Here is a 25199-nt window from a genome sequence, read left to right as displayed (position 1 = left end):
AAGCAGTCATGACAGCCGATCTCCCCCCTTGAGGGGGAGATGGCCGGCAGGCCAGAGGGGGGTGCTTCGCGCATCCGCCGGTGCTTAACCGATGCACTTCGGACCTCATCTTCTCCTCGCCGCCCTCGAAGGCCTCGTCACCTCGGCGGTGCTGGCGCTGACGGCGCTTGGCCTGTCGCTGGTATTCGGCGTCATGCGTGTCGTCAATGTCGCCCATGGCGAGCTCTTCATGCTGGGTGCGGTGCTTGCCTGGGCGATCTCCACGGCGATATCGGGCCATCCGGCGCTCGGTTTTCTGGCGGCGCTGGTGCTGGCGCCGTTGATCGTCGGCCTGATCGCGCTGGTCGCCGAACGGCTGGTGCTGCGCCGGCTGAATTACAATCCGGAAGCCACCATCGTCGCAACCATCGGCATGCTCTACATCATCCAGCAACTGGCGCTGACCTTCTACGGTCCCGAGGCACGGCCGGTTGAGGCGCCCTTCAGCTACCGCATCCTTTTGCCGTGGTTCGGCTATTCCGGCTACAAGCTGTCGATCATCGCCGCGTCCGCGCTTCTGCTTGTCGCGACGTGGTTCGTGCTGACGCGTACGAAAATCGGCCTTGTCATGCGCGCCACGCAATACGACAGCGAGACGGCGCAGGCCTTCGGCATTCCGGTCGACCGCGTCTATGCCGGTGTCTTCGCGCTCGGCGCCATGCTGGCGGCGGTGGCCGCGGTGCTGATCGTGCCGATCAGCCAGGCGCATTATCTGATGGGGCAGGACCCGCTGCTGCTATCCTTCATCGTCGTCATAATCGGCGGGCTCGGCTCGCTGCGCGGCACCGTCGTCGCCGCCGTGCTCATCGGCCTGTCGGACGGCATCATCTCGGTGTTCTTCTCGCCGACGCTGGCCAAGATCATCGCCACGCTGCTGGTTGCGATGGTGCTGGTGTTCCGGCCGCAAGGTCTGTTCGGGACGGCATCGCGATGAAGGAGGCTTCACCGGCAAAAGCCTATGCGTTGCATCTGGGCGTCATCGCCGTGCTGTTCGCCCTAAGCTTCGTCCTGCCGGAATACCATCACGGCTTGCTCGCCCGCATCATGGTGCTGGCGGTCTTCGCCATGGGCTACAACATGCTGTTCGGTTATGTCGGGCTGCTCAGCCTCGGCCACGCCATGTTCTTTTCGGCCGGGCTCTATGGCGCCGGCCTTGCCGTCATCCATCTCGGCTGGAGCGTGCCGGCCGCCTTCGCCGCCGGGCTTGCCTGCGGTGCGCTTCTTGCGCTGGTGATCGGTCTGCTGGCGCTGCGCACTTCCGGCGTTGCCTTCATGATCGTCACCATGATGTTCGCGCAGGTGTTCTATCTCATAATCCTCTATCTCGCCTCCTGGACCGGCGGCGATCAGGGCCTGGTCGTGCCACAGTCGGCGCGTGTGCTTGTTTTGGGCAGCACGTCGCTCGGCCTCACCAATCCGACCGTGCGCTACATGAGCGCACTCGTCCTGTTCTCGATCGTGCTGCTGGTGACGCTCGCCGTCGTCCGCTCCAGGTATGGCCGTGTGCTGGTCGCCATCCGCGAAAACGAGGAGCGGACCAAAATGCTCGGCTACGACACGTTTTCCAACAAGCTTGCCGCGGTCCTCGTCTCCGGCACAATCTGCGCGGCTTCGGGCGCCGCCTACGCGCTGCTGTTCGGTTATGTCGGCTCGACCTTCGCCTCGGTGCAATATTCCATCCTGCCGCTGCTCTGGGTGCTGCTCGGTGGTGCTGCCACCACGCTCGGTCCACTGATCGGCACGCTGTTCATGTACTATGTCGTCGACGTCACCAGCGGCTACACCTCGGCCTATCTGCTGATCGTCGGCATCGCCCTCATCCTGCTGGTGCTGTTCTTCCCCAGGGGCATCCTCGGCACCATCCGCCAGCGCTGGCTCGGATGGCTGCCATGATGCCGCTGCTGACGACCAAGGGCCTGTCCCGCAATTTCGGCGGCCTGCGCGCCGTCGACGGCGTCGACTTCGCCCTCATGCCGGGCGAGATTCGCGCCGTCATCGGCCCCAATGGCGCCGGCAAGACCACCTTCATCAGTCTGGTCAGCGGTCGCATCCAGCCGTCGTCGGGCATGATCGTCTTCGACGGCGCCGACATTACCAACCTGCCGGCCTACGCCAGGGTCCGCCTCGGCATCGCCTATACCTTCCAGATCACCAGCGTCTTTGCCAATCTCACCGCCTACGACAACGTCGCGCTGCCGGTGCAGCGCACGCTGACCGATGGCCGCTCCAAAGGCGCCGTGCATGTCGGCGTCATGACGGCGCTTGAGCGCACCGGCCTTGCCGACCGCGCCCACATGCCGGCCGGGCAATTGTCCTATGGCCATCAGCGCCTGCTCGAAGTGGCGATGGGGTTGGCGCTAAAACCGCGCCTGCTGATCCTCGACGAGCCGACGCAGGGGCTGGCCGACAGCGAGATCGACAATTTCATCGGGCTGGTGCGCGAGATCGCCAAAAGCGCCACCGTGCTTCTAATCGAACACAACATGCCGGTGGTCATGCAGCTTGTCGACCGCATCACCGTCTTCAACGCCGGCAAGATCTTGGCCGAAGGCACGCCCGAGCAGGTCCGCGCCAATGGCGAGGTGCAGGACGCCTACCTGGGGACGACCCCATGACTCAACCACGGGCTGAAGCTCTGACCATCTCCGGGCTCGACTGCTTCTACGGCGAGGTCCAGGTGCTCTACGGCCTCGACCTCGTGCTGCACAAGGGCGAGGTGCTTTGCCTGTTCGGCCGCAACGGCGCCGGCAAGACGACGACGCTGAAGGCGATCATGGGCCTCGTTCCCTCACGCGCCGGCTCGATCAGGCTCGACGGCAAGGAGTTGACCGGCCTGCCGGCGCATGACGTGCCGAAGGCGGGCGTCGCCTATGTGCCGCAGGGCCGGCGGCTGTTCGCCGAGATGACGGTGGCGGAAAACATCGAGATCGGCCTGATGGCGCGCGGCAAGGGCAAGACGACGCGCGAAAACGTGCTCGACCTTTTCCCGCTGCTGCGCCAGCGGCTGAGACAACGCTCCGGCACGCTGTCAGGCGGCGAGCAGCAGATGCTGGCCATGGCGCGGGCCCTGTGCCTCGAGCCGCAGGTGCTTCTGCTCGACGAGCCGACCGAAGGGCTGATGCCGTCGATGATCGCCAGGATCCGCGAGACGGTGTCGAAGCTGCGCGACCTTGGTGTCTCGACGATCCTGGTCGAGCAGCGCGTCGATGCCGTGCTGTCCGTCGCCGACCGTGTCTCGTTCATCGAGAACGGCCGCAACCGCGAGACCGTCGATGTCGAGGAGCTCCGCGCCGATCCGTCGGCGGTCCGCCGCTATGTCGGCGTCGGCTGATCAGCCAAGGAACAGAAAACCCGCGATCAGGAATATCGGGATCAGCACCGCGCCCGACCACGCCATGTAGCCGAAGAAGCCCGGCATTTTCACGCCGCGATGCCTGGCAATGGCGTAGACCATGAAGTTCGGTGCATTGCCGATATAGGTGTTGGCGCCCATGAACACTGCGCCGGTCGAGATCGCCGCCAGCGTCGAGGCGAAGGTGGTCATTAGATGCTGCGGATCGCCGCCGGCGAGCTCGAAGAACACCAGATAGGTCGGCGCATTGTCGAGGAAGGACGACAGCGCTCCGGTCATCCAGAAATAGACAAGGTCGTTTGGCTCGCCCGTGGGCGAACTGACAAGCGAGACCAGCGGCGCCAGCGCGCCGTCGGCACCGGCCCTGAGAATGGCGATGACCGGCACGATGCAGATGAAGATGCCGGCGAACAGTTTCGCCACCTCGGCGATCGGCTCCCAGTGGAAGTTGTTCGCCTGCCTGTGACTCTTGCGCGAGACGCCGAGCGAAAGGAAGGCAAGCGCCAGGATGATCGCGTCGCGCACGAGGTTCTGCAATTCAAGGCTCACGCCCTGGACGGAGAAAGCCACGCCTGGCTTCCAGGTCGCGGAAAGCAGGATCGCGCCGATCACTCCGGCCAGCAGCGGGACGTTGGGCAGGCCTCGAATGCGCACCTTCGTGTCCGGTGTCGGATCTTTGATCTTCGGCGCACCAGCCTCGCGGTGATGCAGGATGATGTCCATGGCCAGGAAGACCGCGAGCACCAGGCCGCCGACGAACAGTGTCTCCTGATAGAGGTTGGTGGTGGTCCAGAAGAAATCGATGCCGCGCAGGAAGCCGACGAACAGCGGCGGGTCGCCGAGCGGCGTTAGCGAGCCGCCGATGTTGGACACCAGGAAAATGAAGAAGATGACGACATGGGCGTTGAACCGCCGGTTGTCGTTGGCGCGCAGGATCGGCCGGATCAGGATCATCGAGGCGCCGGTCGTGCCGATGACCGAGGCGAGCATCGCCCCGATCAGCAGCAGTCCGGCATTCACCAGCGGCGTGCCGTGAATGTTGCCGGCGACGAGGATGCCGCCCGAAATGGTGAACAGCGCAAACAGAAGAATGATGAACGACATATATTCGGTGAGCAGCGCATGCAGCACCGCCTCCGTGGCCGAAGGCATGCCGAATGCAACCGCCAGCGGCACGACCGCAAGGGCGGCCCAGAAGAAGGTGATCTTGCCGTAGTTATGCTCCCAGACATGGTGGAAGAGCAAAGGCCCAGTGGCGATCGACAGAAGCAGGCCAGCAAAGGGCAGCGCCCACCACAGCGACATTGTTTCGCCCGGCAACTCGTGGGCCTCGGCTGCGAGCGCTATTCCTGGAAACAGGGTTGCGACTGCCACCACAGCGCCCGCCGTCAAAGCCGCCGCAAACCGCATAAAGCCCCCTCTGGAAGTGTGTCGAATGCGATTGGTGATGTTCAAGCCAGCGTCACGCCGGCATCGCGCATTCGGTTCAGCATCGTCTCGACGGAGCCATTGAGATCGATGCCGCGGCAGGCGTCGAGCCGCACTGTTGTGTGAAAGCCGTGCTTGACCGCGTCGAGCGCCGAGAAGGCGACGCAATAATCGGTCGCCAGGCCGACCAGGGTCAACGTGTCGATGCCGCGCTCCTGGAGATAGCCGGCAAGGCCAGTCGGCGTCGCATGGTCGTTCTCGAAGAAAGCCGAATAACTGTCGATCTCCGGGCGGAAGCCCTTGCGGATCACCAGTTCGGCCTTGGTCCAGGCAAGGCCCGAATGGAAATCCGAACCCAGGCTGCCCTGGATGCAGTGGTCCGGCCACAGCGTCTGCTGGCCGTAAGGCATGCCAATCGTTTCGAACGGCTGCTTGCCGGGATGACTGGAGGCAAAGCTCGAATGGCCGGCGGGATGCCAGTCCTGCGTCAGCACGACATGCTCGGTCCGCCGGATCAGATCGTTGACCAGTGGCACGATCTCGTCGCCGCCGGTCACCGCCAGCGCGCCGCCTGGGCAGAAATCGTTCTGCAGGTCGATGATAACAAGCGCTTCGTCGGCCATGGAGCCTCCCTCTTGTTTGTCCCGGAGGCATGAAGTCTGCCGAAACGTGGAATCCGGTGTTCGAACCCACCGAAAAATGCCGCTGACGCAACGGATGCAGAAACTTGACCAGATGGCCGGCTGCGTCAACTCCAACGGCGTAACAAATGCGTGCCGTCGCGCCGATGCCGGCGCTGGCGCAAAACTCTGGCTTTGACAATTCCTGCCGGCTTGATATCATTTGCATACGAATGAATTTGACCGGTTCGGACGCCGGAAAGGCTCCGTCGGGAAGCCCCTTTCGAGGAGGCCCATTATTCTGGGAAGGCAAAGCGTGATCCGTTACGCGAAACCCACCACCATAGACGAGGCGCTCGCTTTGCTTGGCGAGGCTCCGTGGCGCATTCTTGCCGGCGGCACCGATTTCTATCCGACGCAAGGAGCCACGCCTTTCCGCGAAAATGTCCTCGACATCAACGGTCTCGCAATGCTGCGCGGTATCGCCGAAACCGAGGTCCATTGGGTTATCGGTGCGCGCACGACCTGGACCGATCTTGTCCGTCATCCGCTGCCGGCGGCTTTCGATGCGCTGAAGCAGGCGGCGCGAGAAGTCGGCTCCGTGCAGATCCAGAACGTCGCCTCCATCGCCGGCAATCTCTGCAATGCCTCTCCGGCCGCCGACGGCGTGCCGGCGCTGCTCGTCCTCGACGCCGAGGTCGAACTGCGCACGGTTGCGATGGTCCGCCATCTGCCGCTGGAAAAATTCATCCTGGGAAACCGCCGCACAGAACTGCAGCCGGGCGAAATGGTCACCGCCATCCGCGTGCCGAAAAACGCGGCCACCGGCACGTCGGCTTTCGTGAAGCTCGGCGCGCGTCGCTATCTCGTCATTTCGATAGCCATGGCGGCGGCCCGCTTGACCATTGAGGATGGCCTCGTCGGCAACGCTGCCGTCGCCGTCGGGTCCTGTTCGGTTGTCGCCAAGCGTCTCTCGGGCGTCGAAGCAGCCTTGCGCGGCCTCCCGGTTGACCACGCCCTCGCCACTGCGATCCAGTCTGCACCGATGGACGAGTTGTCGCCGATCGGCGATGTGCGCGGCAGCGCCGAATACCGGCTGGACGCCGCGCGCGAGATTGTCGCCCGCGCCGTTCTCGGTGCCGCGGGTCGCGCGTTGAATGACAAGGCGGTGGCCGCATGAGCAAAGCGCAGCCTGGCATGACCAAAGCTCAGCCTGGCATGAGCATGGCTCAGCCTGGCATGAGCATGGAACGCGTCGACATCATCTTCGAGGTCAACGGCGCCGCCGTTTCTGTCTGCGTGCCGCCGGTTCGCCGTCTCTCTTCGGTGCTGCGCGACGAATTGCGCCTGACCGGCACCAAGATCGGCTGCGACGCCGGCGACTGCGGCGCCTGCACGGTGCTCGTCGACGGCGAACCCGTCTGCGCCTGCCTCATGTCAGCGGCTTCTGCCGCTGGTACCGTGGTGACGACGGTCGAGGGTCTCGCAAACGGCAGATTGTCGGCGCTGCAAGCCTCGTTCCTCGATCATGGCGCGGCGCAGTGCGGCATCTGCACCCCCGGCCTGCTAATCGCGGCGACAGCACTTCTGGAGAGGACGCCCAACCCAACCGAGGCCGAAACCCAGGATGCGCTGGGCGGCGTCCTCTGCCGCTGCACCGGCTACCGCAAGATCATCGCTGCGGTGATGAATGCTGGACGTTTCGCGAGCGAACTCTCGACCGACGGCGCTGCCCCTCATCCGCCTGCCGCCACCTTCTCCCCGCATTGTGAAGGGGAGAAGGGACAAGCTCCAGCGCCGGCGTCCCCCTCTCCCCGTCTTTCACGGGGAGAGGGGGAGGGTGACGGGCAGCACCAACGTCAGCGGCTGGATCTCGACCTTGACCGCAAAATGCCAATCTCAGGCCACGCCGTCGGTTCCTCTCCGATCAGGCTCGACGGCCTGCCGAAAGTTACCGGCGGCGAAAAATTCGGCGGCGATTCCTTCCCGGCCGACGCGCTGGCGGTGCTGGTGGTTCGCTCGCCGCATTATCACGCCCGCTTCGCCTTCGGCGATCTCGACGCCTGGGTGAAAGTCCATCCCGGCATCGTCGGCGTCTTCACCGCTGCCGACATTCCGGGAAAGAACTGCTTCGGCGTCATTGCGCCTTTTGCCGACCAGCCGGCGCTGGCTGAAGGTTTTTCGCGCTTTCGTGGCGAGGCGGTGGCGCTGGTTGCCGGCGAGCGCGAGGCCATCCTCGATCTCGATCTTTCGGATTTTCCTGTTCGTTGGACCGAGATGCCGCACCTTCTGCAGCCTTGCGAGGCGCAGGCCGGCGGCGTGCAGCTGATCCACGAGAACCGGCCGACAAACCTGCTCACATCAGGCTTTGTCGAGCGCGGCGACCCGGAGGCCGCCCTTGCCGGCGCTGCCTTCATCGTTTCGGGCGCCATCGACACGTCCTATGTCGAGCACGCTTACATCGAGCCTGAGGCCGGCTATGCCTATATGGACGACGGTACGCTCGTCGTCGTCGCCTGCACGCAGGCGCCCTACATGGACCGCGACGACGTGGCCAAGGTGCTTGGCCTTGCCGTCGACAAGGTGCGGATCGTGCCGACCGCCACCGGCGGCGGTTTTGGCTCCAAGCTCGACGTTTCGTTGCAGCCGCTGATCGGTCTGGTCGCGATCAAGACCGGGCGGCCGGCGGCACTCGCTTATACCCGTCATGAATCGATGATCTCGACCACCAAGCGTCATCCCGCCGAGATGACGGCGACCATCGGCGCCGATGCCGATGGCCGCATCACCGGCATGGTCTTTGCCGGCGATTTCAACACCGGCGCCTATGCGAGCTGGGGACCGACCGTCGCCAACCGCGTACCGGTGCATGCCTCCGGTCCCTATGCGACGCCGAACTATCGCGCAGAGGGCCGCGCCATTCACACAAATGGCCCGATCTCCGGCGCCTTCCGCGGTTTCGGCGTGCCGCAGGCGACGATCATGCAGGAAACGCTCTACGACGAGCTGGCCGAAAAGCTTGGGCTGGATCGGCTCGATTTTCGCGTTAGGAACTGCCTTCGTAACGGCTCCGAAACGGTTACCGGCCAGAAGCTGGAAGCGGGCGTCGGCATTGCCGAGTGCCTTGAAGCGCTGCGGCCGCATTGGATGCGTGCGCTTGTCGATGCCGATACATTCAACAGTGCCAATGACAGCAGGAGACGCGGGGTCGGTGTCGCCTCCTGCTGGTATGGCTGTGGCAACACCTCGCTGCCCAATCCGTCGACCATCAGGGTCGGCATCTCCGCCTCTGGCGATGTCGTCCTGCATCAGGGCGCAGTCGATATCGGGCAAGGCTCGAACACGGTCATCACCCAGATCTGCGCCGACGCGCTTGGCTTGCCGCTGGAAAAATTCCGGCTGAAAAGCGCCGACACGGCGATCACGCCGGACGCCGGCAAGACGTCCGCCTCGCGCCAGACCTTCGTGACCGGCAAGGCCGCCGAAAAAGCCGGCCGCGCCTTGCGCGAGACTATGCTGCGCTTCGCCAATGTGTCGGAGAAAGCCGCGATCGCTCTCGATGGCACAAGCCTGGTCATCCGCGAGGGCGAAGCGACACGGCATATCGATTTGTCCACGCTGAAGGCCGATGCCGACGACTTGGTCTTTCGCGCCGAGGAAAGCTATGACCCGCCGACCCTGCCGCTCGACGCCAAGGGCCAGGGCAAGCCCTATGCCGTTTATGGCTACGGCGCGCAGATCGCCGAACTGGAGGTTGACCTCAAGCTCGGCACGGTGGAGCTGATCAAGATCACCGCAGCGCATGATGTCGGCAAGCCGATCAATCCGCTGCTCGCCGAAGGCCAGATCGAGGGCGGCATCGCACAAGGCATCGGCATGGCGCTGATGGAGGAGTACATTCCCGGCCGCACCGAGAATTTGCACGATTACCTGATCCCGACGATCGGCGACGTGCCGCCGATCGAGACTATCCTGATCGAAGTTCCGGATCCGGAAGGACCCTTTGGCGCCAAGGGTCTGGGCGAGCATGTGCTGATCCCGACGGCGCCGGCGATCCTCAACGCCATCCGCCATGCCACCGGCGTCCTGGTCACCAAAATTCCCGCGACGCCGACCCGTATCCGCGCCGCGATACGCGACAAGGAGGCACGCCGATGAGCGAGCTTGCCGAACGCTTCGAGACGCATGATCCCGGCGAGAAGCAGGTGGCGGAAAAAATCCGCTGCGATGCCTGCCCGGTCATGTGCTACATATCAGATGGCCGCACCGGCGCCTGTGATCGCTACGGCAACGTCGGCGGCAGGATCGTGCGGATGGATCCGCTGACCATCCTCGACCACGCGACCGAGGCCGGCGGCGCGGTCGTGCCGTTTGTCGCCGAGGGCGAAGAATGGGACGGCGAACTGGTCAACACCGGCCGCCGCTTCGTCACCGCGATCGGCGCGGGCACCACCTATCCCGACTACAAGCCGGCGCCATTCATCGTCAGCCAGGAGGTCGAAGGCGTCGATCTCGTCACCGTCGTCACCGAGGGCATCTTCTCCTACTGCGGCGTCAAGGTGAAGATCGATACCGACCGTCATATCGGCCCCGAAACGGCGACGGTCCGCTCGGCGGGCGAGGCGATCGGCCATGTCACGACAGGCGAATATGGTTCGCAGATGCTGTCGCTGGGCGGCGTGCATCATCTGACCGGCGGCTCCAAGGCCGAAGGTCGCGCCACCTGCGATGCGCTGCTCAATCTATGCAACCGCAAGCCGGTCGAGCTCGCTATCGACGGCGGCGCTGTGGTCATCGTCGAAGCCGGCAAGCCGCCGGTCATCGACGGCAAGCTCGAACATCGAATGCGCGTCGGCTGCGGCTCTGCCACCATCGGCATGTTCGCCACCCAGTGGCGCGGCCTGGTCGACGAGGTGGTGGTGGTCGACGACCACATCACCGGCGTCGTCTCCGAGCATCAGGCGGGCAAGGTGCTCGGCTGGCAGGACACGGGGATAAAAATCGTCGGCCGCCGTTCGACGCCGGGCCGCTATTTCAAGGTGTCAGAGCCGGGCCTCGGCTGGGGCGGCACCAGCATTTCCGATCCGCTGTCGATCCTTGGCGAATGGAATGCGAAGAAGGGCGCGCGTCCCGGCCTGTCGCTGCTTATGGTCTCGACCACCGGCGAGCAGTTCGCCTATTACGAGCTCGACGACGCGTTGAAGCCGGTGCAGAAACCATTCCCCGAGCGGCTGCAGAAATCCGTCGGCCTGATCGAGGAGAATTGCGAGCCGGCGCTATGCACCGTGCTGTTCGTCGGCGGTGCCGGCGGCTCGCTGCGCGCCGGGGTCACCGAGAATCCGGTCAATCTGACCCGCTCGGTGCAGGGCCTGACGACTTATGTGACGGTCGGCGGCGCGCCGGTCTATGTCTGGCCGGGCGGCGGCATCACGCTGATGGTCGATGTCACCCGCGTGCCGGAAGGCGCCTTCGGCTATGTGCCGACGCCGGCGCTGGTGGCGCCGATCGAGTTCACCCTGCGCCGCGACGATTATATCAGGCTCGGCGGCTACGAAGCCGAGATCCGCAGCGTTGACGACATTCTGGCCAAAGGTGGCGAGTATCTCAACCCGCGCCGCGGCACGGCTGCGCCGGCCCGCAATCCGTGGCCGCCGCTGGCGCAGTTGCGGCGTGCAGCCGGCAACGGGGTCGGGTGATGAACGGGCCGCAGGTACGTTGGCTTGAGGACGGCAGGCGGCTGCATCTCAATCATGGCCCGATCGACCTGATCATCGAGGCATTTGGCGATGCGGACGAATGCCGCGCCGCCTATGGCCAGGCGGTGGCGCGGTTTCAAACAATCCTGCAGGAGCTCGTCGACGAATTGCCAGAACTGCGCCGCCCGGCCTCGTCGCGACCACGTGCTTTCGCTGGCCCGACGGCGCGACGCATGGAGTCGGCGGTTGTTCCGCTGGCGAAACAATTCATCACGCCGATGGCCGCGGTCGCCGGTTCGGTAGCCGACGAAATGCTTGGTGCGGTGCTGGCTGGCCGCCGGCTCGATCGCGCCTACGTCAACAATGGCGGCGACAGCGCGATCCATCTCGGCAACGGCCGGTCCATGACCGTCGCCATTGCCGGGACGGGCCACGGACTGGCAGACCGGATCACGATCCGTGCCGAAGACGGGATCCGCGGCATCGCGACAAGCGGCTGGCGCGGCCGTTCCTTTTCGCTCGGCATCGCCGACGCTGTTGCCGTACTGGCGCGGACCGGTGCTGAAGCCGATGCCGCCGCGACCCTGATCGGCAACGCCGTCGACCTGCCCGGTCATGGCGCCGTCGAGCGCATGCCGGCGCGCGATCTGGCGCCCGACAGCGACCTTGGCGATCGCCTGGTCACCCAAGCCGTCGGCGCGCTTTCATCAGGCGAAATAGCCGCCGCGCTCGACAGTGGGATCGCCGTCGCCGAAGAGTTTCGGCGACATGGCCTGATTGCCGCTTCAGCCCTGTTCCTTGCCGGTCAGGCACGGATCGCCGGTCACATGGCGCTCGTTGCGCCCAACGAGAAATCAAGGAAGGAAATTGCCCATGCCTGAGTTTGCGATCCGCAAGATTGCGGTGCTGACGGAGGAGATATTTCATGAGGGCGGGCCGGTGGCGAAGGTGCCGCGCCGCCGCGCCGCAGCCATGGCGGTGGTGAAGAACCCTTTCGCCGGCCGTTACGTGGAAGACCTCCAGAGCGCCATGGACGATCTGAAGCCGCTCGGGCTGCTGCTCTCCGACAAGCTGATTGCCGCATTGGGTGGCGACGTGAAACAGATCGACGGCTACGGCAAGGGCGCCATCGTCGGTATCGCCGGCGAGCTGGAGCATGGCGCGCTGTGGCATGTGCCTGGCGGCTATGCCATGCGCGAGCGGCTCGGCGACGCCAAGGCGATCGTGCCATCGGCAAAGAAGGTCGGCGCGTTCGGCTCGCGGCTCGACGTGCCGCTCGGCCATATCAACGCCGCCTATGTGCGCAGTCATTTCGATGCCATGGAGGTCGGCATTAGCGACGGGCCGCGTCCCGACGAGATCCTGTTCTGCCTCGCCATGACCTGCGGCCCGCGCGTGCACGACCGCATGGGCGGCCTCGCGGCAAAAGACATCAAGGCGTGGGACGGACTGCGGTGAGCGCCGAAGACATCAAGCTCAAGCTGGTCGAGGCAGAGGAGCCTGACGAAAACGATTACCGCTTGCAGGAGCAGGTCGGCTTCATCCTGCGCAAGGCGCACCAGCGCCATGTCTCGATCTTCGCCGCGCACATTGCCGACCTGACACCGCCGCAATTCGCCGCCCTGGCCAAATTGCACGATGTCGGCGAGACCTCGCAGAACCAGCTTGGCAGCCTGATCGCGATGGACGCGGCGACGGTGAAAGGTGTCATCGACCGGCTCAAGGCGCGCGGCCTGGTCGAGCTTTCCAAGCACGAGGTCGACAAAAGGCGCCTGCTGGTCAATCTGACCGCTGAAGGCCGCAATGCCGTTGAGCGGCTGATCCCGATCGCCCGCGAGATCACCGAGGAAACGCTGGCGCCGCTTTCGGCCAAGGAGGCCGCGATTTTCATGAGGCTCTTGGCCAAGCTGGCGTGAGCGCGGCCTTGGTCAGCGCTGCCCCTCACCTGCCTGCCGGCATCCTCTCCCCGTAAAACGGGGAGAGGGGCGCCGTCATCGACGACTTCGTCTCAGAGACCATGCTCCTTCAGGATCTGGGCGGCATTTTCCTTGGTGATCTTCTGCGTCGGCAGCGTGATGGTCTTTTCGACCTTCTCGCCGTTCAGAAACTTGATCGCCTGCCGCAGCCCTTCGGCACCCGGTGTCACATAGGTGAACGTCGCCGTCAGCTCACCATTGGCAACAAGCTGCACGCCTTCATTGGGCAGGCCGTCGATGCCGATGAACTTGATGTCCTTCTCGCGGCCGACATCCTTGGCGGCAAGATAGGCGCCGTAGGCCATCGGATCGTTGTGACCATAGACGAGGTCGATCTTCTCGTTGTTGCGCAGTGCCGTGGCCATGATGTTGTAGGCCTGGTCCTGTTTCCAGTCGCCCGACTGCTGGTCGAGCAAATATTTTATGCCCGGCGCCTTGTCAGTGAATTCATGGAAGCCGTCATGGCGGTCATGTGCCGGCTGAGTACCCATTCCGCCCCAGATCTCGACGACATTGCCGGCGGCCTTGCCCTTGCCGCCGAGCAATTCGACGGCGTATTCACCGGCAGCCCGGCCGATCAGCTTGTTGTCGCCGCCGACGAACTGCGTGTAGTCCTTGGTCTCGACGTTGCGGTCGAGCACGAAGACCGGGATCTTGGCGTCGATCGCCTGCTGCACGACGCCGGTCAACCCAGCGGATTCCTTCGGTGACACCAGCAGCGCGTCGACTTCTTGGCGGATCAGGTTTTCGACATCGGCGACCTGCTTTTCCGTCTTGTCCTCGCCGTCGGTGACGATCAGCTCGACTTCCGGATGCTTGGCGGCCTCCGCCAGGATGTCCTTGTTGAACTGGGCGCGCCAGGGCTCGATGGTCGTCACCTGCGAGAAGCCGATCTTCCACTTCTTGTCCTGCGCGTAGGCGTTGCCGCTGGTCAAAAGCGCGGTCGTGGTCAGCAGTGCCGCGGTGACAACGGCGAGCTTCAACAATTCACGTCGTTTCATTTCTTGTTTCCTCCAAGATTTAGAGACGGGGTCTCTTTTGACGGCCGCTTTGCTGCGGTCGTTTCCTTGTGCGCCTGCCCGCCCCAGAGAGGCGCAAATACCAGGCGTAGATAGAAGAGAAGATCAACGGCATTGCGCTCCTGGACGAGCACGGTGCCGATGATGATCATCCCCTTCAGTACGAGCTGAAGGTTCGAATTGATGTTGTGCAATTGCAGGATATTCGAGAGCAGGCCGAAGATCAGCACGCCGCAGAATGTGCCGATGAGGCTGCCGCGTCCGCCCATCAGGCTGGTGCCGCCGATGACCACGGCGGCGATGGCATCGAGTTCCAGCCCGGCGCCGGCATCCGGCTTGCCTTGCCTGTATTGCGCGACATAGAGCACCGCCGCCACGCCGGCCAGCAGCCCGGACATGGCGTAGGTGGCGATCTTGACGCGGCCGGCGGCGATGCCGGACAGCCGTGCCGCCTCTTCGTTGCCGCCGATTGCATAGACGTAGCGGCCGAACGGGGTGAAGCGCAGCGCCGCGCCGTAGATCAGGATCGCTCCGAGAAAGAACAGGCCCGGCATCGGAATCACGCCGAAGACCAGCGAGCGCAGCATTTCGAAATCGGCGGTGGCGTTCGACCCGGTGTAGACCGGCAGCACCGCATTGTTCTGGCCGGCGGTCAGCCGGGCGATGCCGAGCGCCGTCACCATCATCGCCAGCGTGACGATGAAAGGCTGCAGCCGCCCGGCAACGATGATGACGCCGTTGAGTGCGCCGAACAGCAGGCCGACGCAAGGCGCCACCAGCAACACGCCGACCACGCCGAATTTTGAGCCTACCTGCGGCAGCAGGTACCACAGCACGAGACTGCAGAGGATCACCCCGACAATGCCGGGCGTGACCAGCCCACGAACGCTATCCAGCCTGATGGCGTGGGTGGCCTGCGGGCCGGCACGGGATTTTTCGATGTTCAGGAAGATGAAGCGGGTGACCAGAATGCCGAGGCAAAGGGCGACTACGGCAACTGTCGGCACCCCCAGCACCACCGCCGGCGTGACGCCCGGAACCGTCAGCAGCATGGCGCAGACCACGGTGCAGATCGCCATCAGCGAGCCGACGGAAAGGTCGATGCCGCCGGTGATAATCACCGCCGTCATGCCGGTGGCGATCAGGCCGGTGGTCGACACCTGGCGCAGCACATCGAGCAGATTGCCGTAGGACAGGAAGATGTTGTTGCCCTTGGAGCTGATCGGCGAGCCCAGCACGCCGATCAGGAAGATGGCGATCAGGCCCCAATAGAGCTTTGTCCGGGACAGGATGTTCAAGATGCTCATGCGGCAGGCCTCGTCATGGTCCGGCGCGGCGCCGCGAGCCGCATGATGGCCTCCTCGCTTGCTTGCTTGCGCGAGAGGATCCCCGTCTGGCGACCATCGGCCATGACCAGGATACGGTCGGAAAGATGCAGCAGCTCCGGCAATTCCGAGCTTATGACGGCGATGGCGAGGCCGTCTCGCGCCAGCTTGAAGATGAGATCGTAGATCTCCCGCTTGGCGCCGACATCGATGCCGCGTGTCGGCTCGTCCAGCAACAGCACCCGCGGCCGCGCTGCCAGCCATTTGCCGATGACGACCTTCTGCTGGTTGCCGCCGGACAGTGTGCCGGCCGGCTGCTCGATGGTCCCGCAGCGAATGCCGAGCGCCTTGACCGCTTGCCGCGCCAGGCCTTGCTCGGCGGCCCGCGAGCGAAGGCCGAACCGCGCCAGCGCGCCGACCAGCGGCAGCGCGACATTGTCGGTAATCGAGGCCTGAAGATGCAGGCCTTGCGTCTTGCGGTCCTCGGTCACCAGAGCGATGCCGAGCCGGCGGGCGTCGCGCGGTGATCGGATTTCCACCGGCTCGCCATCGAGCCGGATTTCGCCGTCGGCACGTCCGCCGCTGGAGCCGAAGATGGTCTCCAGGATTTCGGTGCGTCCCGAGCCCAGCAGCCCGCCTATCCCCAGTATTTCCCCGGCGGCAAGATCGAAGGCGACGCCGTCGAGCGCGGTGCGCCAGCCGTGGCGGTCTGGTTTCGACAGCGACAGGCCGCTTACGGAGAGGACGACCTTGCCGCCGGGGCCACGCTCTTCCTGGGAAGAGGCAAGCAGGTTTCGCCCGACCATCGCCGAAATGATGGTGTTTTCGTCGAGCTTTGCCATCGCCTCGGTCAGCACATGGCGTCCATCGCGAAACACGGTGACCCGGCTGGCCAGCTGCATGACCTCGTCGATGCGGTGCGAGATGTAGACGATCGCTACGCCGCTTTCGGCGAGCTGGCGGATGATCCGGAACAGCCTTTGGCATTCGGCCGGCGAAAGCGCCGAAGTCGGCTCGTCCATGATCAGGATGCGCGCCGACATCGACAGTGCCTTGGCGATCTCGACCAGCTGCTGCTCGCCGACGCGCAAGCTGCCGACCCGCGCTTCCGGATTGAGCTCGATACCGAGCCTATGCAGCAGGGCGCCGGCGGCATGGCTGCTTGCCTTGTGGTCGACGATAAGTCCGGCGATCAGCTTCTCGCGCCCCAGGAAGATATTATCCGCAACGCTGAGCTCGGGGACGAGATTGAGCTCCTGGTGGATAATGGCGATGCCGGCATGCTCGGCGTCGCGGACCCCGGCGAAACGGACCGGATGGGCATCGACGTTCACCGTTCCGTCGTAATCCGTATAGATGCCGGAGAGGATTTTCATCAGCGTCGACTTGCCGGCGCCGTTTTCCCCCATCAGCGCATGGACCTCGCCGCGCCGCAGGTCGAAGCCGACATCGACAAGTGCGGCGATGCCGCCGAAGGTCTTGGAGATGTGCTCGGCGTTCAGAACGATGGCCGGGTCGGCGTCAGCCGCAACATCTCCGGACGTGCTGGAATTGCCAGGCTCCATGACAAGAACGGCCTCCCTTCCGTCGTCGTCGAATGTCCCAAACGCTAATCTAAACGTTTCGATCATGTCAAGCCGGTATCTGATGAGACGGGATTGATGCATTTCAATTCTTGCGCAAATCTGCGAGATTCCGTAGATATTGCAGCCAGAGGGCGGTGAAACGTTTCGAAAATGATGGCGTCAAGGCGAAAAAAGCAGCGAAAGTCCACGGCCCCGACCATGCTGCACGTGGCTGAAGTGGCGCGTGTTTCGGTCGCCACCGTCTCGGCGCTGATCAACGGCACCGCGACCGTCAGTCCCGAGCTCAGCCAGCGCATCGAACAGGCGATCCGAGACATCGGCTACAAGCGCAACGCGATTGCCCGCAGCCTGAAGATGGGTACGACCCGCACCATCGGGCTTACCGTTCCCCACATCACCAATCCGTTCTTCACCGATGTCGTTTCGGTTATCCAGCAGGCATTCGACCGCGCCGGCTATGCGGTTATGCTGTGCTGCACGGACGAGGATCTGAACACGCAGGATGACCAGATCAGGCTGCTGCTCGACCGGATGGTCGACGGGCTGATCGTTGCGCGCGTTGGCGACGGCGCGATCCTGAAGAGAATTGTCGACGACGCCAACGTGCCGGTGGTGCTGCTCGACCGCGTTTGCGAAGGCGTCGATACCGACACCGTCGTTCTCGACAACCAGCGCGCGGTGTTCGATGCCATCAGCTATCTGATCGATCTCGGCCACCGGCGGATCGGCTACATCTCCGGCTCGTTCGACATCTCGCCCATGCATGAACGCATGACAGGGTATCGCGAGGCACTCCAGGCCGCCGGTCTGCCGGTTGAGAATGAGCTCGTCCGTTTCGGCAATTTCCATGAAGTCGACGGCTACAACGCGACGATGCAGCTGCTTTCGCTGCACGACCGCCCGAGCGCGATCTTCTCGGCCAACAACCCGATGGTGATCGGCACCATGAAGGCGATCCGCGATATCGGGCTGTCCTGCCCCGAGGATATTTCGGTCGCCTGCTTCGACGATTTTCCATGGTCGGACGTGTTCCAGCCGCAACTGACCACGGTCGCACAACCGGTCAAGGCGATCGGCGAGCAGGCGGCCAATCTGCTGCTCGACCGGCTCGCCGGAAACAGGGACGCGCCGCCGCGCAAGTTGGCGCTCAAGGGACGCCTGATGATCCGCAATTCATGCCGGCCACTGGGGGCGATCGCACAAAGCGTCAGCGCCTGATGCATGTCGCCCAAAAGCATGCCCTCGGGCTTGAACCGAGGGTGCGCAGCGGTTTTGGGATAACAACATGCATCAAATAAGAAAGACCAATCATGCCGCTTCCGACAGCGATTTGTGGATGTCGGCCAGGATCTCGAACGACCGCACCCGCGCGGCGTGGTCGAAAATCTGCGCGGTAACCATCAGCTCGTCGGCGCCGGTGCGCTGCACGAACGCCTCGATGCCTTGCCCGACCGTTTCCGGGGCGCCGACGACGGCGCAGGACAGCGCCTGGCCAAGCATGGTTTTGGTCATCGGGTCGAGGTCGCGCTCGTACCCTTCGACCGGCGGCGGCAGTCGGCCGGGCCGGCCGGTGCGCAGATTGACGAAGGCCTGCTGCAGCGAAGTGAACAACAGCCGCGCCTCGGCGTCGGAGGGCGCCGCGAACACGTTGAGACCGAGCATGACGTAGGGCTTGTCGAGCTGTTTCGACGGCTGGAAGCGCGAGCGATAGATCTCCAGTGCGTGGTCGAGTTCGGCCGGTGCGAAATGCGAGGCGAAGGCGTAGGGCAGGCCGAGCATGGCTGCGAGCTGCGCGCCATAGAGGCTCGAGCCCAGAATCCAGATCGGCACCTGCTCGCCCTCGCCGGGCACGGCTCGGATACGCTGACCGTCTTCGGCCGGCTGGAAATAGCCCATCAGCTCGACGACATCCTGCGGAAAACTGTCGGCGCCGGCCTCGAGGTTGCGGCGCAGCGCGCGCGCCGTGCCCATGTCAGTGCCCGGCGCCCGGCCGAGGCCGAGGTCGATGCGGCCGGGATGCAACGCCGCCAGCGTGCCGAACTGCTCGGCGATGACCAGCGGCGAATGGTTGGGCAGCATGATTCCGCCGGCGCCGACGCGTATCGTCCTGGTACCGCCGGCGACATGGGCAATGACGACGGAGGTGGCGGCGCTGGCGATGCCCGGCATGTTGTGATGCTCGGCCAGCCAGTAGCGCCTGTAGCCCAGCCGCTCGGCATGGCGGGCAAGATCGAGCGAATTGGCGAGTGATTGCGAAGCGTTGCTGCCTTCGACGATCGGCGACAGGTCGAGAACGGAAAGAGCGGTCATGGCGTCTTAGGCCTCCAGGATTTTCTTCTGTCGCGCCATGGCCTCGAAGGCTGCACGGTCGGGAATGGCGATTTCGAGCGGGCCTTCCAGCACGTCGGCGAGTTCGGCGGCTGTCGCTATCTCGATCTGCTCGGTACGGCCGCCGAGATGATGCGTCGACAGCCGGTTGTTGCGGAGCGCATAACGGCGGCCCGGCAAGGCTCGTGCCGCGATTACGGAGGAAAGGAAGTGCGAGGTTGGGTGGGTCGATAGGAAATGGTTGCTGACCGAATAGTCGACCTCATAGTTCTGCTGCATGTCGAAGCGGTAAATTGTCCGCCAATCGCCGCCGACATTGGCCTGCAGCCGAAAATGATCGCCTGTCGCAACCATGCGGAATGTCTCATGTGGGGTCTTTTGCTCGAGACCCGGTCGAAGCAGGAGCGGCGCTGTCAGCGTCAGTCCGCCGAAGCCGACATCGGCAATGTAGGTTCGGCCGTCGAGTTCGACGCGCAGCAACATATGGCTCCGTGCGGTTATGGCATCATCGGGCTGGCCCCAAAGAACGCGTGCGGCAAGGCCGCTGACGACGAAGCCAAGCGCCTTCAGCACATGCATGAAAATGAGATTGTGCTCGAAGCAATAGCCGCCGCGACCCCGAGCGACGATCTTTTCCTGCAGCGAGGCGAGATCGAGACGAACCGGATGGCCTAGAAACGGATCGAGATTTTCGAACGAGATTGCCTGCGGGTGTAAGAGATGGAGCGACTTCAGCGTTTCCAGCGAAGTGTCCCTCAAGCCGGTGTATCCGATGCGGGCGAAATAGGCGTCGATGTCGAAGGAGATGTCGGTCATGGAAGGGAGCCCGGCTTTGACCGGCTCGATATAGGCATTCAATCCGGGCGCCGCAAACGCCGCGCGCCGGTTTGCGCTGCAGCACTGTCCATCTCCTCGATGAGTTCTTCTTCAACCACCGCCGTATGCTGCGCCGCCAGGAAATTGCCGACGTGGCCGAGGCCGTCGAAATGATCGCAGAACACCTTGATGACGACCAGCAGCGGCACCGCCATCAGCGCGCCGACGAAACCCCACAGCCAGGACCAGAAGGCAATTGCAATGAGGATCGCCACGGCGTTGATCTCTAGGCGCCGGCCGACCACCGTCGGCGTCACGAATTGGCCTTCGACGGTATCGCACAACAGCACGAAGGCCGGCGCCAGCAGCGCGTAGGAGATGCTGTCGAAGCTGATCAGCGCGATGATCGTGACAAGCGTGATCGTAATCAGCGCCCCGATATAGGGCAGGAAATTAAGCAGAGCCGCTGCTGCGCCCCAGACCTGCGGGTTGGGCACGCCGAGGGCCCAGAGGCCGAGTCCGATGACCACGCCCAGGCATGTATTGATGACGGCGACGGTAAGCAGGTAGTGCGAGATTTCACGTTCGACATCATAGACGACGCGCAGTGCCCGCTTCTTTTCGCTGAGACTGGGGAAGGATTCGACGATCTTCTCATAGAACATCGTGCCGGAGGCGAGCAGGAACAGCGACAGGACGAAGACGATGATGAGGCTGGTGCCCGCCGACAGCAAATTGCTGGCGGCTTGTGGGAGAAGGCCGGATTGCGCCATGGCTACCCTCTGGACGCCCGGCCCTTGGGAGGTCTGCGTCAGTCCCTCTATCTGCCGCGAAATCTCCATGATCCTTTCGAAAGGCCGCCGCAGTTGCGCGAGACGTTCGGTCAGCTGCTGGCCAATCACCGAGGTGTTATTGATGAGGTCGATGACCGGGCCGCTGAGCAGATAGCCGGCCACGGCAAGGATGCTGACCGACAGCACCACCAGCAGTGTCGCCGATATCACATCGGGCATGCCGTGTTTGCGCAGGAAGCGGACGATCGGCGTCAACGTCAGCGCCAGCAGGAAGGCCAGGATGACCGGCATGAAGAAGGCACGGGCGAAGGAGAGCGCGTAGATCGCCATAAGGATGAAGATGCCAACGAGCAGCGAACGCATCAGATGCATGTCCGCACGCGCCTCGACGCGCGGATCGGGGCTCTCTGCGGCGCCCGAAGCGGCGGGTTCGGCTTTCATTCTGGCCCTCGGCGGCACACTGCGATTGGTGTACGCTGTTGGCGGAAACGTCTTTGCGGCTTCAAGGTTCCGTTAGAGCGACGTGCGTCCGCTTGGACGCACAAAGTACGCTCTAACACTTTTGAATCTACGCCTCGTGCTTTCCGAAAATCGATTCCGATTGCGGGCCGATGCGTTAGCCGGCGCTGACGATGACCTTAGCCCTACGATCTTGCCGGCGAATCAGGCGGCTGGCGCAGCCACGGCGGGAATGGCCTTCGCCGTTTCCTTGCGCACGATCGGCGCCACCTTGGTGCCGTAGAGTTCGATCGCCTTCATGACCGTGGCGTGCGCTATGGTGCCGATTGCCATTTGCAGCAGGAAGCGGTCGTTGCCGAATATCTTGTGCTGGGCAACGATCTTTTCGGCCACCTGTTCTGGATTGCCGACGAACAGCGCGCCGCTCGGGCCGCGCGACTGGTCGAAATGTGCTCTCGACGTCGGACCCCAGCCGCGCTCGCGGCCGATGCGGTTCATCACCTCGGCCTGCGGCCCATAAAAATCATCAGCCGCCTGGTCGGTGGTCTCGGCGATGAAGCCGTGGACATTGAGGCTGGTGGCGAGATCAGCCGGATCGTTGCCGGCCCGTTTGGCCGCCTCCCTGTAGATGTCGAACAGCGGCGCGAACCGCGCCGGCTCGCCGCCGATGATAGCCAGCGCCAGCGGCAGGCCGAGTGCGCCGGCCCGCGCGGTGGATTGCGGCGTGCCGCCAATCGCGATCCAGATCGGCAATCTGTCCTGGAACGGGCGGGGGTAGACGCCGCGATCGTTGATCGGAGCGCGCAGCCTGCCCGACCAGGTCACCTTGACGCTGTCGCGGATGGCAAGCAGCAGGTCGAGCTTTTCGGCAAAGAGCTCGTCATAGTCTTCGAGATTGTAGCCGAACAGCGGAAAGGATTCGATGAACGAGCCACGTCCAGCCATGATCTCGGCCCGGCCGCTTGACAGAAGGTCGAGCGTCGCGAACTGCTGGAAGACGCGAACCGGATCGTCGGAGGAAAGCACGGTGACCGCGCTGGTCAGCTTTATACGCCTGGTGCGTTCGGCCGCTGCGGCCAGGGCCACGACGGGCGCTGAAGCCGCATAATCGGGACGGTGATGCTCGCCCAGCCCAAACACGTCGAGGCCGACCTGGTCCGCCAGCTCGATCTCCTCGATCAGGTTGCGCAGCCGCTCATGCGCACCGATGGCACCTGGGCCCGGTTCCGGACTGACGTCGGCGAAGGTGTAGAGACCGAGTTCCATCATCTGTCATCCTGGCGTTTTTGTTTTTCGCGCTACAGGTAGCGACCAGTCCGCCGCGCCGCCAGAGGGCCGGATGGTGAACAGTGCATGTCCGTTTCAGCCGAATTCAGCCGAAAAGGCGTCTCCCGGCTGCAACAGCTCAGAATTTCATGGCTGGCATACCGTTTTGGCGCTTGAACTCTGGGTTTTCACGCGTATGTAAGCCTCGCAAATTGACTCCAGGGAAGTGGACTTGGCTATCTATAGGGAAAAAGACGTTTTCGAGCGGCGCAATGCCGCAAACGAGGCAAAGAAGGCGCTTCTCGAGCGCTTCAAGGCAAAGCCGGCAGCGGACGATCCAGCGGTGCTGGCACGACAGGCCGAACGCAAGGCAATCCTCGAAGCCCGTGCGATACGCGAGGCCGAAAAGGCCAGGCTGAAGCAGGAAAAGCTGGCGCGCGAAGCTGCCGAAAAGGCCGAGCGCGAAGCTGCTGCCGAAGCAGCGCGTATTGCTGCGGAAGAAGCGGCGCAGGCGGAAGCGAAGATCCGGGAAGCCGAAGAGAACGAGCGCATCGCTCGTTTGCTTGCCGACGAGGCCGAGCGCAAGGCGAAGCGCGACGCGCGCTATGCGGCGCGCAAGCAGCGCACCGGCAGGACGCCTCCGGGCTTTTCCGCTCGCTAGCGCTCCTACAGCCCGATTTCACCAATCAAATTCAGGGCCGCCTTGCAGCGGCCCTGAAGGCGTTTGTGCTGCGGCCTTGCTGCAAAACTAGGCCGCGAGTTTCAATCCCATGATGCCGCAGACGATGAGTGCGATGCAGGCCAGCCTGATCGCGGTCGCAGGCTCGCCGAGCAGCCAGATGCCAAGCAGCGCCGTGCCGACGGTGCCGATGCCGGTCCACACAGCATAGGCCGTGCCGACCGGCAGCATCTTCAGTGCCAGTCCGAGCAAGGCAAGACTGACGACCATCGAGACAACCGTCAGGACAGTCGGCAGCGGCTTCGAAAAGCCATCAGTGTATTTGAGGCCGATCGCCCAGCCGATCTCGAACAGGCCAGCGAACAAGAGAACAATCCACGACATCGGAACGCTCCATTGGATTGCGGGTCGTCCCGGTCTTTTCGGAAAGCGCGAAGTCGTTTTCGCTGCATTGATCGCGAAGTCGCCTTCGCTGCATTGATATGGAAATTTCGGGTGCCCAATCAACAGCAGCGCCGACGGCATTTCAGGACCAATCGCTGGATGTCGATTGGTCCTGAAATGCCGTCGGTCATGACCTTGCGCCGAAACGCCGAGGCTTACTTGTCCTTGAGTTTGGTCGCCTTGACGGGCGGCGCTTTCAGGGTCGGGGCAGCGGCGGGTTTCTTTGCGTCCTTCTTCGGCTTGCGGGCTTCTTTGCCCGCCTTCATCGCACCTTTAGCCATGATTCGTTCCTCCGATTGTGGCAAGCGAAATGAACCAAGAGAAACGTCCGACCGCAAGAGGCATAATCTGGCGCGCCTGCGTCAGCCGGCGGCCGTCAACCGTTTCTAATTCGCTCGTAAACCGCGCTGGTCCGTGCGATGATCCTTTTTTGCACTGCAGCACAGCCCGTGCCTTCGCCGGGTGATGATCCGGCAGGCCGGTCAGGACGACAATGCGAATCCATATCGGCTGCGAGATGAGCTTCGATTTTCCGCAGGAAACGCCGTTGATCGCGATGCTCAACGTCCACTATTCCCGCGCGTCCGATCTCGATCGGCCGGATTTCCTGACCTCGAACCCGCCGGTACCGATCGAGAGCTACCGCGACAGTTTCGGCAATTGGTGCAACCGTCTTGTTGCCCCGCCCGGGCGCTTTACCTTCGGCACAGACGCGGTGATCCGCGATCCCGGAACCTTCGAGATCGGCGATCTGGTGGCGTGGCAGCACGAGGTGCGCGACCTGCCGTCGGAGACATTGCTGTTCCTGCTGCCCAGCCGCTATTGCGAGAGCGACGTGCTGGCGAGCGAGGCGTGGCGGCTGTTCGGCCACACACCGCTCGGCATTCCACGCGTGCAGGCGGTCTGCGATTTCGTCCACAACCACATTATCTTCAATTACGGCAATGCGCGGCCGACGCGCACCGCGGCAGAGGCCTATCGTGAGCAAAGCGGCGTCTGTCGCGACTTCGCCCATCTCGCCGTCGCCTTCTGTCGCGCCTTGAACATCCCGACGCGCTACTGCACCGGCTACATCAGCGACATCGGCCTGCCGAAACCGTGGTCGGACATGGATTTCGCCGCCTGGATGGAGGTCTATCTCGGCGGCCGCTGGCATGCCTTCGATCCGCGCAACAATGCGCCGCGCATCGGCCGTATCCTGATCGCCTCCGGCCGCGACGCAGCCGATGTGCCGCTGACCCATATTTTCGGGCCGGGCACGCTGGCCGGCTTCAAGGTCTGGACGGAAGAGGTCATCGAACAGGCGTCGGCGCAGCAGTCTTGAACCGCCGGATGCTTCGCGCGTTGTGAATGCCTGTGGAACTGCGGCGGC

Annotated in this window: 25 protein-coding genes; 13 read left to right on the top strand and 12 right to left on the bottom strand. The window is 63.8% G+C overall.

The genetic code is table 11. The features are described from left to right. The first annotated feature begins 91 nt into the window (after window positions 1-91). From AC0NIE_RS03415 to AC0NIE_RS03400, 4 genes are read left to right on the top strand one after another with little or no spacing between them, the layout of a single operon-like run. Window positions 92-973 (top strand): branched-chain amino acid ABC transporter permease, encoded by an 882-nt coding sequence (locus AC0NIE_RS03415; RefSeq protein WP_095491192.1) that lies wholly within the window; start codon window positions 92-94, stop codon window positions 971-973. Further along, window positions 970-1932, top strand: coding sequence for a branched-chain amino acid ABC transporter permease (locus AC0NIE_RS03410; RefSeq protein WP_473488402.1), 963 nt, complete (start codon window positions 970-972; stop codon window positions 1930-1932). Before AC0NIE_RS03415 ends, AC0NIE_RS03410 begins: the two co-directional genes overlap by 4 nt. Further along, on the top strand, window positions 1929-2654 hold the full coding sequence (locus AC0NIE_RS03405; RefSeq protein ID WP_473488403.1) for an ABC transporter ATP-binding protein: 726 nt from the start codon (window positions 1929-1931) through the stop codon (window positions 2652-2654). Before AC0NIE_RS03410 ends, AC0NIE_RS03405 begins: the two co-directional genes overlap by 4 nt. Next, window positions 2651-3370: an ABC transporter ATP-binding protein gene (locus AC0NIE_RS03400; RefSeq protein WP_473488404.1), complete on the top strand. Its 720-nt coding sequence runs from the start codon at window positions 2651-2653 to the stop codon at window positions 3368-3370. Before AC0NIE_RS03405 ends, AC0NIE_RS03400 begins: the two co-directional genes overlap by 4 nt. Here AC0NIE_RS03400 and AC0NIE_RS03395 read toward each other — a convergent pair whose 3' ends face one another. Both AC0NIE_RS03395 and pncA read right to left on the bottom strand, forming a co-directional pair. Further along, window positions 3371-4801 carry a sodium:proton antiporter gene (locus tag AC0NIE_RS03395; RefSeq protein ID WP_473488405.1) on the bottom strand — a complete coding sequence of 477 codons (1431 nt, stop codon included), beginning with the start codon at window positions 4799-4801 and terminating at the stop codon, window positions 3371-3373. A gap of 41 nt (window positions 4802-4842) precedes the next feature. Continuing rightward, window positions 4843-5442 (bottom strand): bifunctional nicotinamidase/pyrazinamidase, encoded by a 600-nt coding sequence (pncA, locus tag AC0NIE_RS03390; RefSeq protein ID WP_473488406.1) that lies wholly within the window; start codon window positions 5440-5442, stop codon window positions 4843-4845. Window positions 5443-5755: 313 nt separating this feature from the next. Here pncA and AC0NIE_RS03385 point away from each other — a divergent pair, with 313 nt between their 5' ends. From AC0NIE_RS03385 to AC0NIE_RS03360, 6 genes are read left to right on the top strand one after another with little or no spacing between them, the layout of a single operon-like run. Then, on the top strand, window positions 5756-6619 hold the full coding sequence (locus tag AC0NIE_RS03385; RefSeq protein ID WP_473488407.1) for an FAD binding domain-containing protein: 864 nt from the start codon (window positions 5756-5758) through the stop codon (window positions 6617-6619). Window positions 6620-6657: 38 nt separating this feature from the next. Further along, window positions 6658-9597 carry a molybdopterin-dependent oxidoreductase gene (locus tag AC0NIE_RS03380; RefSeq protein WP_473488458.1) on the top strand — a complete coding sequence of 980 codons (2940 nt, stop codon included), beginning with the start codon at window positions 6658-6660 and terminating at the stop codon, window positions 9595-9597. After that, window positions 9594-11135 carry a 6-hydroxynicotinate reductase gene (locus AC0NIE_RS03375; protein ID WP_473488408.1) on the top strand — a complete coding sequence of 514 codons (1542 nt, stop codon included), beginning with the start codon at window positions 9594-9596 and terminating at the stop codon, window positions 11133-11135. The genes AC0NIE_RS03380 and AC0NIE_RS03375 overlap by 4 nt, the downstream gene beginning before the upstream one ends. Then, complete coding sequence (locus tag AC0NIE_RS03370; RefSeq protein ID WP_473488409.1) at window positions 11135-12016, top strand: UPF0280 family protein; 882 nt, start codon at window positions 11135-11137, stop codon at window positions 12014-12016. Before AC0NIE_RS03375 ends, AC0NIE_RS03370 begins: the two co-directional genes overlap by 1 nt. Then, window positions 12009-12593: an amino acid synthesis family protein gene (locus AC0NIE_RS03365; RefSeq protein ID WP_192358270.1), complete on the top strand. Its 585-nt coding sequence runs from the start codon at window positions 12009-12011 to the stop codon at window positions 12591-12593. The genes AC0NIE_RS03370 and AC0NIE_RS03365 overlap by 8 nt, the downstream gene beginning before the upstream one ends. Further along, window positions 12590-13051 carry a MarR family winged helix-turn-helix transcriptional regulator gene (locus AC0NIE_RS03360; protein WP_095491183.1) on the top strand — a complete coding sequence of 154 codons (462 nt, stop codon included), beginning with the start codon at window positions 12590-12592 and terminating at the stop codon, window positions 13049-13051. The genes AC0NIE_RS03365 and AC0NIE_RS03360 overlap by 4 nt, the downstream gene beginning before the upstream one ends. Before the next feature lie 92 nt (window positions 13052-13143). On the opposite strand, the gene AC0NIE_RS03355 is transcribed toward AC0NIE_RS03360, so the two are convergent. From AC0NIE_RS03355 to AC0NIE_RS03345, 3 genes are read right to left on the bottom strand one after another with little or no spacing between them, the layout of a single operon-like run. Then, window positions 13144-14112, bottom strand: a complete 969-nt coding sequence (locus AC0NIE_RS03355) for a substrate-binding domain-containing protein (RefSeq protein ID WP_473488410.1) — start codon at window positions 14110-14112, stop codon at window positions 13144-13146. After that, complete coding sequence (locus AC0NIE_RS03350; RefSeq protein WP_473488411.1) at window positions 14109-15437, bottom strand: ABC transporter permease; 1329 nt, start codon at window positions 15435-15437, stop codon at window positions 14109-14111. The genes AC0NIE_RS03355 and AC0NIE_RS03350 overlap by 4 nt, the downstream gene beginning before the upstream one ends. After that, window positions 15434-17020 (bottom strand): sugar ABC transporter ATP-binding protein, encoded by a 1587-nt coding sequence (locus AC0NIE_RS03345; protein WP_473488412.1) that lies wholly within the window; start codon window positions 17018-17020, stop codon window positions 15434-15436. The genes AC0NIE_RS03350 and AC0NIE_RS03345 overlap by 4 nt, the downstream gene beginning before the upstream one ends. A gap of 219 nt (window positions 17021-17239) precedes the next feature. Between AC0NIE_RS03345 and AC0NIE_RS03340 the strand changes: the two genes are divergently transcribed. Next, complete coding sequence (locus tag AC0NIE_RS03340; protein WP_473488413.1) at window positions 17240-18259, top strand: LacI family DNA-binding transcriptional regulator; 1020 nt, start codon at window positions 17240-17242, stop codon at window positions 18257-18259. 90 nt (window positions 18260-18349) lie between these two features. Here AC0NIE_RS03340 and AC0NIE_RS03335 read toward each other — a convergent pair whose 3' ends face one another. The 4 genes from AC0NIE_RS03335 to AC0NIE_RS03320 form a co-directional block, all read right to left on the bottom strand. Further along, the gene (locus AC0NIE_RS03335) at window positions 18350-19351 is read right to left on the bottom strand and encodes an LLM class flavin-dependent oxidoreductase (RefSeq protein WP_473488414.1); all 1002 of its coding nucleotides are present in this window, start codon (window positions 19349-19351) and stop codon (window positions 18350-18352) included. Between the two features lie 6 nt (window positions 19352-19357). After that, a complete protein-coding gene (locus AC0NIE_RS03330) occupies window positions 19358-20185 on the bottom strand; it encodes an arylamine N-acetyltransferase family protein (protein WP_473488415.1) in 828 nt (275 codons plus the stop codon). 38 nt (window positions 20186-20223) lie between these two features. After that, entirely contained in the window at window positions 20224-21420 is a 1197-nt protein-coding gene (locus AC0NIE_RS03325; RefSeq protein WP_473488416.1) for an AI-2E family transporter, read from the bottom strand. 222 nt (window positions 21421-21642) lie between these two features. Continuing rightward, on the bottom strand, window positions 21643-22704 hold the full coding sequence (locus AC0NIE_RS03320; RefSeq protein ID WP_473488459.1) for an LLM class flavin-dependent oxidoreductase: 1062 nt from the start codon (window positions 22702-22704) through the stop codon (window positions 21643-21645). A gap of 232 nt (window positions 22705-22936) precedes the next feature. Between AC0NIE_RS03320 and AC0NIE_RS03315 the strand changes: the two genes are divergently transcribed. Beyond that, the gene (locus tag AC0NIE_RS03315) at window positions 22937-23365 is read left to right on the top strand and encodes a DUF6481 family protein (RefSeq protein WP_023801556.1); all 429 of its coding nucleotides are present in this window, start codon (window positions 22937-22939) and stop codon (window positions 23363-23365) included. 87 nt (window positions 23366-23452) lie between these two features. Here the strand turns inward: AC0NIE_RS03315 and sugE are convergent, their stop codons facing one another. The 3 genes from sugE to AC0NIE_RS03300 all read right to left on the bottom strand — a co-directional run bounded on the left by sugE (window position 23453) and on the right by AC0NIE_RS03300 (window position 24391). After that, a complete protein-coding gene (gene sugE / locus AC0NIE_RS03310; protein WP_473488417.1) occupies window positions 23453-23767 on the bottom strand; it encodes a quaternary ammonium compound efflux SMR transporter SugE in 315 nt (104 codons plus the stop codon). Between the two features lie 215 nt (window positions 23768-23982). Beyond that, window positions 23983-24108 (bottom strand): hypothetical protein, encoded by a 126-nt coding sequence (locus AC0NIE_RS03305; RefSeq protein WP_023801558.1) that lies wholly within the window; start codon window positions 24106-24108, stop codon window positions 23983-23985. Continuing rightward, window positions 24101-24391 (bottom strand): hypothetical protein, encoded by a 291-nt coding sequence (locus AC0NIE_RS03300; RefSeq protein ID WP_473488461.1) that lies wholly within the window; start codon window positions 24389-24391, stop codon window positions 24101-24103. Before AC0NIE_RS03300 ends, AC0NIE_RS03305 begins: the two co-directional genes overlap by 8 nt. Between AC0NIE_RS03300 and AC0NIE_RS03295 the strand changes: the two genes are divergently transcribed. After that, on the top strand, window positions 24321-25151 hold the full coding sequence (locus tag AC0NIE_RS03295) for a transglutaminase-like domain-containing protein (protein WP_473488418.1): 831 nt from the start codon (window positions 24321-24323) through the stop codon (window positions 25149-25151). The two genes, AC0NIE_RS03300 and AC0NIE_RS03295, sit on opposite strands and share 71 nt — an antisense overlap. The last annotated feature ends 48 nt before the right edge of the window (window positions 25152-25199 follow it).

It is taken from the genome of Mesorhizobium sp. WSM4842, from assembly GCF_055901575.1.
The sequence above is the reverse complement of the archived record's forward strand: the minus strand, read 5'-3'. Positions and strand labels throughout refer to the sequence as shown.

Bases quoted from the DNA above. Each gene is read 5' to 3' on its own strand.
- AC0NIE_RS03370 (WP_473488409.1), top strand. From the start codon at position 11,135: ATGAACGGGCCGCAGGTACGTTGGCTTGAGGACGGCAGGCGGCTGCAT.
- AC0NIE_RS03350 (WP_473488411.1), bottom strand. From the start codon at position 15,437: ATGAGCATCTTGAACATCCTGTCCCGGACAAAGCTCTATTGGGGCCTG.
- AC0NIE_RS03395 (WP_473488405.1), bottom strand. From the start codon at position 4,801: ATGCGGTTTGCGGCGGCTTTGACGGCGGGCGCTGTGGTGGCAGTCGCA.
- pncA (WP_473488406.1), bottom strand. From the start codon at position 5,442: ATGGCCGACGAAGCGCTTGTTATCATCGACCTGCAGAACGATTTCTGC.
- AC0NIE_RS03410 (WP_473488402.1), top strand. From the start codon at position 970: ATGAAGGAGGCTTCACCGGCAAAAGCCTATGCGTTGCATCTGGGCGTC.
- AC0NIE_RS03415 (WP_095491192.1), top strand. From the start codon at position 92: ATGCACTTCGGACCTCATCTTCTCCTCGCCGCCCTCGAAGGCCTCGTC.
- AC0NIE_RS03380 (WP_473488458.1), top strand. From the start codon at position 6,658: ATGAGCATGGCTCAGCCTGGCATGAGCATGGAACGCGTCGACATCATC.
- AC0NIE_RS03365 (WP_192358270.1), top strand. From the start codon at position 12,009: ATGCCTGAGTTTGCGATCCGCAAGATTGCGGTGCTGACGGAGGAGATA.
- AC0NIE_RS03405 (WP_473488403.1), top strand. From the start codon at position 1,929: ATGATGCCGCTGCTGACGACCAAGGGCCTGTCCCGCAATTTCGGCGGC.
- AC0NIE_RS03335 (WP_473488414.1), bottom strand. From the start codon at position 19,351: ATGACCGCTCTTTCCGTTCTCGACCTGTCGCCGATCGTCGAAGGCAGC.
- AC0NIE_RS03375 (WP_473488408.1), top strand. From the start codon at position 9,594: ATGAGCGAGCTTGCCGAACGCTTCGAGACGCATGATCCCGGCGAGAAG.
- AC0NIE_RS03340 (WP_473488413.1), top strand. From the start codon at position 17,240: ATGCTGCACGTGGCTGAAGTGGCGCGTGTTTCGGTCGCCACCGTCTCG.
- AC0NIE_RS03295 (WP_473488418.1), top strand. From the start codon at position 24,321: ATGCGAATCCATATCGGCTGCGAGATGAGCTTCGATTTTCCGCAGGAA.
- AC0NIE_RS03355 (WP_473488410.1), bottom strand. From the start codon at position 14,112: ATGAAACGACGTGAATTGTTGAAGCTCGCCGTTGTCACCGCGGCACTG.
- sugE (WP_473488417.1), bottom strand. From the start codon at position 23,767: ATGTCGTGGATTGTTCTCTTGTTCGCTGGCCTGTTCGAGATCGGCTGG.
- AC0NIE_RS03345 (WP_473488412.1), bottom strand. From the start codon at position 17,020: ATGGAGCCTGGCAATTCCAGCACGTCCGGAGATGTTGCGGCTGACGCC.
- AC0NIE_RS03330 (WP_473488415.1), bottom strand. From the start codon at position 20,185: ATGACCGACATCTCCTTCGACATCGACGCCTATTTCGCCCGCATCGGA.
- AC0NIE_RS03400 (WP_473488404.1), top strand. From the start codon at position 2,651: ATGACTCAACCACGGGCTGAAGCTCTGACCATCTCCGGGCTCGACTGC.
- AC0NIE_RS03305 (WP_023801558.1), bottom strand. From the start codon at position 24,108: ATGGCTAAAGGTGCGATGAAGGCGGGCAAAGAAGCCCGCAAGCCGAAG.
- AC0NIE_RS03320 (WP_473488459.1), bottom strand. From the start codon at position 22,704: ATGGAACTCGGTCTCTACACCTTCGCCGACGTCAGTCCGGAACCGGGC.
- AC0NIE_RS03325 (WP_473488416.1), bottom strand. From the start codon at position 21,420: ATGAAAGCCGAACCCGCCGCTTCGGGCGCCGCAGAGAGCCCCGATCCG.